General features: G+C 46.3%; 9 protein-coding genes. 6 read left to right on the plus strand and 3 right to left on the minus strand.

Annotated features, from left to right (window positions below; translation table 11 throughout):
* The first annotated feature begins 245 nt into the window (after positions 1–245).
* From BLS69_RS27115 to BLS69_RS27130, 4 genes are all read left to right on the plus strand, one after another.
* Entirely contained in the window at positions 246–1,325 is a 1,080-nt protein-coding gene (locus tag BLS69_RS27115; RefSeq protein WP_091038234.1) for a sulfate ABC transporter substrate-binding protein, read from the plus strand.
* 87 nt (positions 1,326–1,412) lie between these two features.
* On the plus strand, positions 1,413–2,249 hold the full coding sequence (cysT, locus tag BLS69_RS27120) for a sulfate ABC transporter permease subunit CysT (RefSeq protein WP_017690928.1): 837 nt from the start codon (positions 1,413–1,415) through the stop codon (positions 2,247–2,249).
* Between the two features lie 67 nt (positions 2,250–2,316).
* On the plus strand, positions 2,317–3,192 hold the full coding sequence (gene cysW / locus BLS69_RS27125; RefSeq protein WP_074093283.1) for a sulfate ABC transporter permease subunit CysW: 876 nt from the start codon (positions 2,317–2,319) through the stop codon (positions 3,190–3,192).
* Positions 3,193–3,348: 156 nt separating this feature from the next.
* Positions 3,349–3,588, plus strand: a complete 240-nt coding sequence (locus BLS69_RS27130; RefSeq protein ID WP_036607453.1) for a YezD family protein — start codon at positions 3,349–3,351, stop codon at positions 3,586–3,588.
* A gap of 93 nt (positions 3,589–3,681) precedes the next feature.
* Here BLS69_RS27130 and BLS69_RS27135 read toward each other — a convergent pair whose 3' ends face one another.
* The gene (locus tag BLS69_RS27135; RefSeq protein WP_091038236.1) at positions 3,682–5,220 is read right to left on the minus strand and encodes an extracellular solute-binding protein; all 1,539 of its coding nucleotides are present in this window, start codon (positions 5,218–5,220) and stop codon (positions 3,682–3,684) included.
* Positions 5,221–5,533: 313 nt separating this feature from the next.
* Positions 5,534–7,855 carry a helix-turn-helix domain-containing protein gene (locus tag BLS69_RS27140; protein WP_091038238.1) on the minus strand — a complete coding sequence of 774 codons (2,322 nt, stop codon included), beginning with the start codon at positions 7,853–7,855 and terminating at the stop codon, positions 5,534–5,536.
* A 365-nt stretch (positions 7,856–8,220) separates the two neighbouring features.
* Here BLS69_RS27140 and BLS69_RS32880 point away from each other — a divergent pair, with 365 nt between their 5' ends.
* Positions 8,221–10,932, plus strand: coding sequence for an S-layer homology domain-containing protein (locus BLS69_RS32880; protein ID WP_176873085.1), 2,712 nt, complete (start codon positions 8,221–8,223; stop codon positions 10,930–10,932).
* 722 nt (positions 10,933–11,654) lie between these two features.
* Here the strand turns inward: BLS69_RS32880 and BLS69_RS27150 are convergent.
* Entirely contained in the window at positions 11,655–12,542 is an 888-nt protein-coding gene (locus BLS69_RS27150; protein WP_091038241.1) for a hypothetical protein, read from the minus strand.
* A 111-nt stretch (positions 12,543–12,653) separates the two neighbouring features.
* On the opposite strand from BLS69_RS27150, the gene BLS69_RS27155 reads away from it, so the two are divergent.
* Positions 12,654–13,067, plus strand: coding sequence for a GNAT family N-acetyltransferase (locus BLS69_RS27155; RefSeq protein ID WP_091038243.1), 414 nt, complete (start codon positions 12,654–12,656; stop codon positions 13,065–13,067).
* The last annotated feature ends 50 nt before the right edge of the window (positions 13,068–13,117 follow it).

Genomic DNA, 13,117 nt, shown 5'->3' on the forward strand with positions numbered 1-13,117 from the left:
AAACGGTCATTTTACAGACAGATGCAACCATGCAACCTGAACAGAATAACGTTCTCACCGTATAGACGGAGGAACACCGCAGCGCATCCTTTCCGGATGAAGCATGCACGGCCTTAAGCCGGCATGACTTTATGGGGAGAAGTGCGCGGGGGTTCCTCCGTCTTCTTGTTTTTTTACGGGGCGTTCGATCCTGTTCAGCCGGCCTGAGGTAGTCATGCAGATCTATATCGGGGGGAGTATTATTCATGAAAAAGAGAATTCATAAGGGTATTTTGGTTGGTCTGGCACTGGTATTAACAGGAGTTCTGGCAGCATGCGGATCGGATAGCGGCGGGTCCAGTGCGGCAGGAACATCGGGGGGAGCGGAAGGCGGCACAGAAGGGCCCAAGGCCATCGAACTGCTGAATGTTTCCTATGATCCAACGCGGGAACTCTATGAACAATATAACAAAGCGTTTGCGGCGCATTGGTTGAAAGAGAAAGGCCAGGAAGTGACCATCAAGCAATCCCATGGGGGATCGGGCAAACAGAGTCGTTCTGTTATTGACGGACTGGATGCAGACGTGGTGACGCTGGCATTGGGATACGATATTGATGCGATTGAAGATAAAGGTCTGATTAACGAAGGTTGGCAGGATAAATACGAGCATAACAGCTCTCCGTATACCTCTACGATTGTATTCCTTGTGCGTAAGGGTAATCCAAAAGGCATCAAGGACTGGGATGATCTGATCAAAGGGGATACGCAAGTCATCACACCGAATCCCAAAACGTCCGGCGGGGCGCGCTGGAACTATCTGGCGGCATGGGGATATGCCCTTAAGCATAATAACAATGATGAAGAGAAAGCGAAGGAATTTGTTGGTGAATTGTTCAAACATGCGCCTGTGCTGGATTCGGGTGCTCGCGGATCTACGACAACGTTTGTTGAACGTGGCATCGGGGATGTGCTGCTTGCCTGGGAGAATGAAGCTTTCCTATCGGTAAAAGAGTTGGGTCCGGACAAATTCGATATTGTCGTGCCTTCGGTTAGTATCTTGGCTGAACCACCCGTTGCAATTGTGGACAAAAATGCAGACAAAAAAGGAAGCCGCGACGTGGCGGATGCCTATCTGAAATATTTGTACAGTGAAGAGGGACAGACGATTGCGGCTGAAAATTATTACCGCCCAACGCTGGACAGCGTGGAGGAAAAATTCAAGGATCAGTTCCCGGCGCTTGAACTGTTCACGTTGAAAGATGTATTCGGTACATGGCGGGATACTCAGGCCAAACATTTCAATGACGGTGGTATCTTCGACCAGATTTATGTTCCAGGCAGCTAAGGTTGCTCTGTTCAATGAACACCCGATCAATCGCGCTGTGAGCGGCCAACCAGCCCTACCGGCTGAAGGCAGAGAGGATGAACGTGCATGAGCAAGGTGATGGTGGCGCGGAGACGCACATTGCCGGGATTTGGATTAACGATGGGTTACAGTGTGTTCTACCTGAGCCTGGTTGTACTTATTCCACTGGCTGCGCTGTTGTTTAACTCAACAGGGCTGACGTGGGCAACCATGATTGAGGTTGCGACCAATCCCAGGGTGCTGGCCTCCTTCCAGGTCAGCTTTCTGACCGCAGGTGCAGCGGCCCTGATTGATCTCGTGCTGGGGTTACTCCTGGCATGGGTGCTTGTTCGGTATGAGTTTCCTGGCAAAAGGCTGTTTGATGCGGTCATTGATCTGCCTTTTGCCTTGCCAACAGCAGTAGCGGGGGTTGCCCTTACGGCGATCTATGCCGGCAATGGCTGGATTGGGCAGTTTGTAGAGCCTTTGGGCATTAAACTGGCCTATTCACAGGCCGGGATTACACTGGCGCTGATGTTTATCGGGATTCCGTTCGTGGTTCGCACAGTGCAACCGGTGTTGGAGGAGCTGGAGGCTGAGGTGGAAGAGGCGGCTGCCACACTGGGAGCAGGAAGATGGCGGATATTCCGTACCATTCTGCTGCCGGATCTGATTCCGCCACTGCTGACCGGGTTTGCTCTGGCTTTTGCCCGGGGCATTGGTGAATATGGCTCCGTTGTATTTATCTCAGGTAATATGCCGATGAAAACGGAAATTGCCCCCTTGCTGATCATGGCCAAGCTGGAACAGTTCGATTATGCAGGCGCTACAGCTGTAGCTCTGCTGTTGCTACTGGTTTCTTTCATCCTGCTGCTGATTATTAATTCCTTGCAGCGTTGGAGTCGGAAGGCGGGCAGGGCATGAGAATGAAACATGATGCAATAAGGATATTAGAAGACGTCACTCACCCAAACCAAAGGAGGTGCAGCATATGGCGGGTTCTGTCCCACTGAGCCCTGTTCCACCCGTACGAGCTGGCCGCGGAACGAACCGTGCAACAACGGAAGCTCCATGGGTCAAATGGTTATTGATTGGACTGGCGAGCTTGGTACTTATATGGCTGCTTATATTGCCACTGGCGATTGTGCTCATGGAGGCGTTGAAGCAGGGATGGGGCGTGTATATTGCCGCTCTTACCGAGCCGGATGCCATGTCTGCACTGAAACTCACATTATTGGTTGCGGCGATTACAGTGCCGCTGAATACGATATTTGGTGTGGCCGCTGCATGGGTCATTACCAAGTTTCAGTTCAAGGGCAAGGGACTTATGATCACCCTGATTGATCTTCCCTTTTCGATCTCGCCTGTGGTGGGCGGGTTGATCTTTGTATTGGTCTTTGGTTCAAATGGGTGGTTTGGGCCGTGGCTGTCCGAACATGATATCAAAATCATTTTTGCGCTGCCAGGCATTGTGATTGCAACGCTGTTTATTACCTTCCCCTTTGTAGCCAGGGAGTTGATTCCACTAATGGAGGACCAGGGAACCCGGGAAGAGGAAGCGGCGGTTACGCTGGGTGCTTCCGGGTGGCGAATCTTCTGGAGTGTAACCTTGCCCAACATCAAATGGGGGCTGTTGTACGGCATTATTCTGTGTAATGCCCGTGCTATGGGTGAGTTCGGAGCGGTATCTGTGGTATCCGGACATATCCGTGGAGAGACCAATACGCTGCCGCTACATGTGGAGATTTTGTATAACGAATATCAATTCTCAGCTTCGTTTGCCGTAGCTTCGCTGCTCCTGATTCTGGCTCTCGCCACGTTGCTGCTCAAGAGCTGGCTTGGACATAAAGCCGTTTCAGAAAAGTGATGATGAGAAGAAGAAAATACAGATTGACAGCTACTGGAAGCCCTGATAATGTATAAACCAAGTATATAGGTTGGATAAGAATGATTTATAAATCCGTTGGATGACAGCGTACTTAGGAATATGGCGGGCGGTAGCCCGAGAAGAGGAGGCGGCTCTATGGCTAAGCCGTTAAAAGTGGATGAGGTATGGTTGGACCGAATTGCCGGACAGCTGAATGACATGGAGTTTGGTTCTTTGCACATCGTGGTGCACGAAGGTCAGATTGTGCAGATGGAGCGGACCGAACGCAAGCGTTTTGAGAACACGCCCTCAGGCAGCGCCTCCAAATCCGGAAGCACGGCACGAAGCAGTTCAGCCCGTTCACTGCGCGGATCAAATGCGAGTGCAAAGGGATAGAGAGTTCTGTTGTGTCAGGGAAGGATTGGTGTATAGGAATACACATGTATAATCCAGAAATTCATGGGAAATGTATGTTTCACACTGTCCTACCTATTGCGCACGACTTGTTTCCTTATGCTCCTTATACCAATGATTTGCTTCAAGCAGCACCTGTTGCCCACCTGCATCCTTAAATTCTTCCACATAAGTATCGAAATACCCCACAGGCTGATCGCCTGTGATGATGGAGATATACGCTCTGTCTCTCATGCGAATCAGCTCAGATGAATATTCAATCAGGGCAGGGGTTGCAACCTCCAGGCGATTATAGATACCATTCTCCGTCAACCCTGAAGATGCAGCCCACTGTTCACGTTTGTCCGAGGGTACACCTGGAACCGTCATGCCAATACTTGAGCCGATCATATTCGTATAATTCTCCATTCGGTTGTATGGATAAAGTAAGTAGAACGAGCTTGAAGCATCGGCGCTCCAATTCCAGTGTTTTCCTGGAAGGCCATACTCCATTTTGATCTGCTCCACCGGATCGGGGTTGGCACTTACATAATCGAGGATCTCCAGAATTTTCTCCAGTTTTCCCGGCTCCTTTGCAGCCTCAGCGCCTATAGCAATAAAATTCATCAGCAGATTGTTCCCTTTTGAACCGCTACGTCCATCTGGACCAATAACAGGAGAACCAAATACAACCTTTGCAGTTGCGTTCTTCTGTAGCAGCTCATTGACATTGAACGAGGGTTCCACCGGGGTTTCCTCGCCATTTTCATTGAGGACACTGTAATCTCCCTCTTGATTCCAATGATAATAGTTGCCCATCGAGGTCATCCCAATTTTTCCATTAATAAAAGCATGGGATAGATGTTTATAACCGCCTTTGTTTTCACCGGTTATGAACTCAGGGTCGATAATCCCGTCCCGATACCATTTTTGCATATAAGTCAGGGCTTTTTTCATCTCCGGCTCCAAAGCACCGATCACAAGTTGGTTGTTTTTTTCATTAAAATACAGCTGCTCGGTGAAAACGGACTGTCCAAAAGAGCCAAACACTACATTTAAGCCCTCTCTGGATAGGCCATACGTATCCTGTTTACCATTCCCGTCCGGATCATCTTTGGCAAAAGCATACATAACCGTTTCAAATTCATCTAAAGTCTTCGGAACGTCCAGACCAAGCTTTTTAAGCCAATCCTCTCGGTATACGACTGGAGTTCGATAGATGTTGGTCTGATTGATGGCCGGTATTCCATATAAGGAGCCGTTTATTTTTCCATACTCTAAGTAACGTGAATCATAATCGCGAATCCGCTGTACGATATTTGGCGCATATTGCTCAAGTACATCCGGGGGGATTTCCGCTAAAACCCCTTGCATCTGATACTTAAGCAGATCATGCGGTTGTCTGATTCGGAACAGATCCGGTATTTTACCTTGAGCCAGCTCCAGATCAAGCAGTTCCTCGTACCGCTTGTTCTCCAGGTTCCATACCTCCAGATCGACATCAAACCGATCCTCAATATATGCAATCATCTCAGCGTCCTCAGGAACAGGGATATTCTGATGCATGGTCCAGGATATCGTATACTGCGATGCTGTATCCTTCTCAGGGCTTGCTAGATGGTCCTGCTGTTGCACTTGTGATCCTTCCCTGTTTAGAAAGGTACAACCACTTGTAAATGCGAGAAGGAGAAGCATTGCGGAATATAGACATATCTGTCTTGAAAGGTTGATGTTCATAGCAGCTCCTTTACTAATTTTAAATTCTATATAGGTTCAATTTAACATTTACACAATAACGGAGAGGACAGAAAGAACCTGAAGAAGCGAAGCGTTCGCCTTTATTCCCGGATTTCCCCTTTTAGAAAAGGGATCAAAGAAATCTGGGAATAACAGCGATCGGAAGGTTGTTCTGTCATCGGAGTGTCCGTGTAAATATTCCTAATTGACCCTATATAGATCCCTGTTCCATTAGACTGCGCATGAAGTTTTTTGGCGTACAGCCGTGAATTTCTTTGAACTTCTTAATGAAATAGGCAGGGGTACGGTAACCGACCGTACTTGCGACCTGCTCAACCGTAATCTCACGTTGTGTCATGAGTTCCCGTGCGCGTTCCATTCTTTGATTCGTAACATATTCGGAATAAACAATCCCGGTTTCTTCCTTGAACAGTTTACTGAGATATTTAGGGCTGATGAACACTTGCTCTGAGACATGATCCAGCGTGAGATCGCCCGATAAGTGCTCTTGAATATAGGCTTTGACAGCCGAGATGGTATCCACACTGCGCACCTCGCTGCGCTTCTCCATATGCATCACAAATTCGGTCACAAGATGAATCATCCACTCTGAATAGCGGTTGATATTGTAGAACAATGAAAATTGCTTGTACATACTTAATGAACTCGCTTCGGGGGGTTGCCAACGCACCTGATTAATACACTCAGCGTAAATAGATACCGTTTTTAATAAGATGATCCGACTGTATTCGGCTGAATAGGAGTCTTCCTTTAGTGCCGCGACCAATTCCTGAATGGCCTGAACTGTACCTTGCACATCCCGAGTCTGCAATTTCTTTTCAAAGTTTACGAGGTATGACTCCGGAATCTCCAGACTGCTGGCTTCCCTGCTCAGAAGATCAAGATCCTGAATGGCAGACTGCTCGGGAAAGAAGTAGCTGTATCGAATCAGGGTATTCGCTTGATGATAGCTTGTGTGAATCTTCGTGAAGTGTTCTACCCATCCGCCTAACGATAGTACAAATTCAAGACCAAATCTGCTGCTCGCCTCAGTGTGAATAAAGTCTACAATGTGATCAGAGAGAGGTTCTTCGGGTTGGTTGGTACAGATGATTACTGCTATTTTGTGATCCTGCAATTCCTCTGCCAGCAGTTGAGTTCCATCCATTTCTGCGATCTCCAGTTGCTGGATCATCGTATACAACGTATGCTGCAACTGTCGTGGCTGCAGATCCTTCCACTTCTCATTAACGGGGTCAATGACGATGCAACGGAAGCGAGAGTAGGCCATTGAAATGTGAACAGACTGGAGCTGTTCCGTAAGTTCCTCGGGTGTAAATCGATTATTTAACATATTGAGCATAATACTATGCTTAATCATTCTGTGATTGGCCTGTAAGGTTTCTTCAAGACTATCAACTTTATTGGACAGACTGTTAAACGTTGTATCGATGAACCGATATTCGTCCTGTTTTAAGCTGGTTGGGCTATCCATCCGGCTCTTGATGTTATTCAGGATTCGCTTAAGAGGACTATAGTTGGCCCTGGTAAAGATGGACGACATCGCTATTCCAACTGCAACAGCCAATAAACCGAGAAGAACCGAAATCTCCTTCAAGCTATCCAATTTATAATAGAAGCTTTCATTAGGTGTGGTTGTGTAAATTCTCCATGTATTTCCTTTAAATTGATCTTGGGTAACGACATGAGAGTCATAGTTAAATACAGGTGTGAAGCTCTCATCTGAAGAATGATAGGAAAGGAGCGACTGCGTTAGATTCTCCTCCGTGGAGGTGCCTAGCAACGTTTTGTCCGCTGCAGAAATGACGGTTCCATCCTGATCGATGATTAATGTATTCGCATAGTCAGCAGGGAGCATATTTTTAATGATCTGACTGATCGCTGATTCTTTGATATCAATCGCAATCATGGCCTTTCTGTCCTGTCCAGAAGATTGAAACGGGTAACTGTGGACATAGGAAATTAGAGGGCTCATCTTGCCCTGTTCCCGTGATTCGATATAAACATCCTGAGGCACCATACGAGTCTTCATCCATAAGGAGCTTTCTGGAGTCTCTTTCATTGCAGCAATCCAATCCGACGTATGATCCACACTCGAAGGCGTGTCCTCATAGAGCAATAGCCCATATACAGATGAGACGATGAAGTGGTTCTTCGTATCGTACACATGAATAGCTTCAATGAGATCGGAATAATTTTGCACCATATTTTTGAGGGACTGTTCGATGTCCAGGATTTTGCTATGGTTTCCTTTTAAGCTATCTAAGTCGATACTTGCAGCGTTACCGAGTGCCAGGGACAGATAGACCTGATTCACCTTCTGGATAACGGAGCTCTCAATATAATTAACAGTGCTTTTCAGCGACAATTGATTATTGATTCGGATCTCTTTGCTGTATTGATGGGAGAAGAAGAAATATAAAATGGAGCCGAAAAGAAGCGCAATGACAAGAACAACAGCGAGGTAGGAAAGAACCATCTTGGATCTCACAGACTGAAATGGCTTACGCATTCTTTTTTCCCCCTTCATTTCTCGTTTCTAAACAACTTCATCATTATATAGCAGGCCGAGGACTAGAAATCATGTTGATCGAAATTTAACAAACTCCCACTGAATAATTTACTTTCAGTTAATAAAGCGTTTACAAAAGTAGGTATTTTAATTGATAAATGTAGTATCTAACTCCATTTTTCTTGGCATATAAGCTCCGGAACATACGATTTTGATATAAAACGGAATTTGTTCTATAGATGCTAAACGCTCCCTAATGCTACAGTAACGGCAGATCAGACATCTGTATAGAGTCTTTCTTACTCATTTGCAGATGCAGAAGCAAAAAAATAATTTACCATAACAGGAGCGTGTATTTGCAAGCCATGAGAAAACCACTTAAAAAGTCACTGGCATTACTTCTAATGTTGTCTATGGTAGGTCCGACATTTGCAGAGAAGAGTTTTGCAGCCGATCAGAAGATTCAGTTCTCTGATATTAAGGGACACTGGGCGGAAGCGAATATTCAAGCATGGGGGGATGAAGGATTAATTCGAGGTTACCTGGATCGTTCATTCAAACCGAACACGTATATTACCAGAGCAGAATTTATGAATTTGGTAAACGGTGCTTTTGGATATTCCGGACAAGCTAAAATTACCTTTAACGATGTGTCTGAGAGTGCATGGTATTACGAAGCAATTTCTATTGCAAATGCGAATGGATATATAGATGGATACACCGATGGCACAATGAAGCCGCAAGATCCGATCACCCGTCAAGAAGCAGCTAAAGTGATCGCTGGCATTTTGAATTTGGAGTTAAATGAAACAGCAGCAAATGTATTTAGCGATTCATCGTCTATTGCGGCGTGGAGCAAGGGAGCTGTAGGTGGAGCGGCAGCAGCGAAAATTATCTCTGGTTATGCAGACGGAAGCTTCAAACCGCTTAATTCCATTACTCGTGCCGAAGCGGTGTCTGCGCTCGTTAAGGCGGTGGAAACAGATGCTACTACAGCTGCCAAACCAGCTAAGCCAAAAGGAACGGCAACCGTACTGAATGTTAATCCTCCAGCAGATGAAGCTCGGTTGTCCGCCGTGAAGCACGGAGCCAATGCCGGAGACGACACCTTAAAAAATATTGCGGAAACCAATCCGTTTATTGATATTTTGGACGGTTTTGATCAAGTGTGGTCCATGAACCAAGCGGATTGGAGAGATGGAACAGCGGCAACTAAAATTGGAGCTGACGGAAAAAATGCAAAGTATGGAGATGGACCGTCCCCATATTATGACGGCTTTAAGAATGATCCAACCGTAGCTGTCGCTGATCAGAAAACATATGCAAATGAAGAGATCCGAAACAAAGCAACTTGGGAAGCCAATATCAAATATGTAGAAAAGGTCACGCAAAATCGCACAGGTGAAGAGACATTGGCAGCCTATTATGATGACCAAAGAGATAAGATCTATAGCGTGATGGAGGGCTTTGGTCCGTTGGCTAACACGTATGTAGATATCATCAAGCCAAAGACAAACGTTGAACGAACGGTGGACGAGATGAATGTGGTATTGACCGAAGAAACAGTGGAAGATGAAAGCCAAGGCATTGGAGATTGGGAAGCAAAGACGGAACTTTCAGACTTGGTCAATTTAGTTGATCTGGCTCGATTCAAAATTCCTGCCTCATCTAATCCCTCTAAATATTTCTACTCTTCCCCTAGACCGTGGAGAATGAATTCCAATGGAGAAGTGAAAGAAGTTGTTGACAGCAAGGGACTGCCTGTATGGGAAACCTTGGGCGAAGGTGAGAAAAAAGAAGTACCTTTGGCTTCAGGCGGCACCAAATCAACAGGAGAAAAACATTACCAGCAATACGAAACCAACGTTAAGCTTATTCCTGCGTTAACTTATGTCAAACGAATCGCTGAGGATGGAAGAGGAAAAGATGGCGGATTTCCGAGCGGACATACCAGTGCAGCTTACTTATCCGTATTTCCTTTGGCATACGCTACACCAGAACGATTCACTGAATTGTTAACGAGAGCAGCTCAGTTGGGCGAGAATCGAATCGTAACGGGGATGCACTCACCGCTTGATGTTATAGGAGGAAGAATACAATCCACAGCCATGGCTGCATATGCACTTAATCAGGCTGAGAATAAAGATGTGTTAGAGAAAGGTTATGAGAATGCAGGAGAAGTATTTGGAGCTGCAGCCAAGGAAAAAAATATGAGTCTGTATGAGTATGCACATACCGTAACAGAGGATTACACGTTCAAGAGTGCTTACGATGAACACAAATGGGAAGATCATGATGCCAATAAAGCCTTCTATAGAGAAAAGATGACTTACGGTCTGCCACAAACCGGAACCAAAGGTTTGGCTCCAGTTGTCCCGCAAGGAGCAGAAGCCCTGTTGGAAACACGTCAACCGTATTTAACAGATGAGCAACGCAGACAAGTATTGTATACAACATCCATTGACTCTGGATATCCTGTACTGGATGAATCCAAAGGCTGGGGTAGAATTGATCTGGTCACGGCTGCGGATGGATACGGTGCATTCTTGAACAATGTAACTGTGGATATGGACGCTTCCAAAGGGCGCTTCAATGCACAAGACTGGTGGAGAAATGATATCACCGGTAGTGGAATGCTTACGAAAAAGGGAACAGGAACCCTTACATTGACAGGGAAAAATAGCTACAATGGCGGAACATTGCTGCAAGCAGGAACGCTGGTAGCCGAATCTGCAGCTGCTTTTGGTACAGGTGATCTGTATGTAGAAAATGGAACAGTTGTTGTAAATGTCGATGGAGCATTAACCTTGAATAGAAACTTCACCATGGATAAGGGGACACTGGAATTGGTTGTCGCTGATGGAAACAGTCAACTGAATGTTGGCAGAAAGCTCTATATTGATGGAGGAAACCTGAATCTGGACTTGTCCAACTATAAGATTGAAGGTTCCAAAGATATTACGTTAATTACGGCTAATGGAATTACAGGTGAGTTCGACAGTGTAACGGCAGATGGTTATGACGTGACTGTCACGTACGAAAATGGTCGTGTCATTGCACATGTTGTAGCCAAATAAGTGAAGTAATTATGCATGATACAAAGTGAACTAATAAACGGTACACATGCCACTTCGATGACAGGGTAACTTTACGATGATTCTTCGCAAGACAAAATAAGTAATATAGAAAAGAGCTGAAGCTACAATGTAGTTTCAGCTCTTTTTGCGTACAGACTTGCAGAATTTAGAGCGTGACTTCAAACTTACTGAAAGCCGAGGCGCCCTGAACAGGTACGGAGTAAGTAAGCGTACTGCACATTGGATGTTTGAGTAGGGGATCAGGATGCCGCGCGGCTTTACTATTTTCCTCTAACAATGAAATTTCGCTTCGTACGAGAGGGACACGGGGTGGTCCCTCTCAGTCGCGCTTGGAACAGAGCATGAGCAGCGATTGAGCGCTAACGAATCTGAGACACGTTATATCGAAATGTATGGCGTTTTAGAGCGTTTTTATCGAGCGATTTTGGGAAATAACGAATCTGAGGTTCTTTACAATTTTGAAAGAGGCTGTAGAGGTAATATAAGACGTCCTGTGTTCCTTAGAAAATCGACTGGCTACTCAATAGGAACAGCCAGACGGGAGCTCGATAATTTTGGGACACTGACATTCATCATCGTATAGCATGCCGAGTAAGGAGACACGACCTGATCGGTGGAAATCCAGTCGAGAGAGGAACGAGTCTCGTATCATCGAGGTGAGTATCTAAGTTTAATCATACGGAAGCGGCTGGATGCGTAGGTTATTCGTCGGTTTTGGTACCAGATGTACGACGTGTATTTCCTTCCATCTCCGCAGAGACTTGCTTCGTTGGTTCCAGATCCGTATGTCCTGCGTAGGGACGGTCACTGCGAGAGCGTGTCCCAGTCAACCCGAAACCCGAAGTAAATATAATCAGCTGTAATCCCAGAGCATAGGGAGCAGCAACAGGTCCAATCAGATGGAGCAAGGAGCATAGCGCGATCAGCAAGGAGAGCAATTTGGTTACTGTACGTGGCCTATCCCGGCGTGGGCTGGCCCAGAGCAGATAACCATATATTATGGTGATCATTAGGGAAACCGCGCGAATCCATGGCAAGATGCTCACCCATGAGTCTACAGGCACGTCCAACATTCGCTGACGAAATAACATATCTGTTACGAGAAACCCTGTGGCCGCCAGTGCGGTTGGTTCGGCTACGGGCCGAAGGATGGTCCAGAGCGCAGTGCCCCAATGATCTGCATGAGTATCCCGGCTGAGTTCATCCGATAATAAGGTGCATTCCCGTTCCAGTGCTCTGTGCATCAGTCCGATTCTGGCAGGATCATGATCCTTAATACAGTCACGGATCTGGTCCTGTAGCTGAGGGGATAGGTAAGATGCAGCTTTGCAGGCTAACATTGCTGTTATCAGATCATTATGTTCGCCTTCCGACCGTTCATAATTCCGATTTTCCTGGATGGTAAGTTGTCCCAAGAGGGCTGTACTTATGTATAATGTATCTCGTATCCTTTGCATTCGCCTTTCATGGCTGCGGCGAACTTCAGTGGCAGACCATATGTATATCCCCAGAAGCAAAGCCATGACTCCAAACAGCACAGCCACAGTGCCTGGGCGCGATGTTAGATCTTCAATCCAACGTTGAAACACTCTTGTTCCTCCTTTGCACCAACTTCATGTATCATGAAACACGCTTCACGTAAGCTTTCTCTCACTATTACACAGGAAGTAGATGAATTCAAGCAGAAAGGGGCACAATTCATGGATCATGTGAATATTGAACACACACCACCCGCAGCAGTGGAGTATCTTGCCTTGCGGCAGATTGCCGGCCTTAGTGCAATGAGCAGGGAAGGGGCGGAGATTGGATTACCGAATAGCCTGTTTGCCGTATGTCTGCGTGAAGAGGATATGCTGATAGGCATGGGGCGAGTGATTGGAGATGGAGGTTGTTTCTTTCAGGTCGTCGATATTGCTGTACACCCGGATGTTCAGGGAATGGGGTATGGAAAACTGATCATGAGCGAGATTATGAATTATCTGCGTAAAGCAGTTCCAGCCCGTGGTTTGGTCAGTCTGCTGGCGGATGTTCCGGCTGATCGGCTGTATGCTCAATTTGGATTTGAATACACCAGCCCAAAATCGGAGGGGATGTGGTGGAGGCAGGGAGACTAGCGAACTAGTTAAATAACATATTCGGCGAACCTTTGGATAAATCCAAAGGT

The sequence above is a fragment of the Paenibacillus sp. CF095 genome, assembly GCF_900101225.1.
GTDB lineage: Bacteria > Bacillota > Bacilli > Paenibacillales > Paenibacillaceae > Paenibacillus.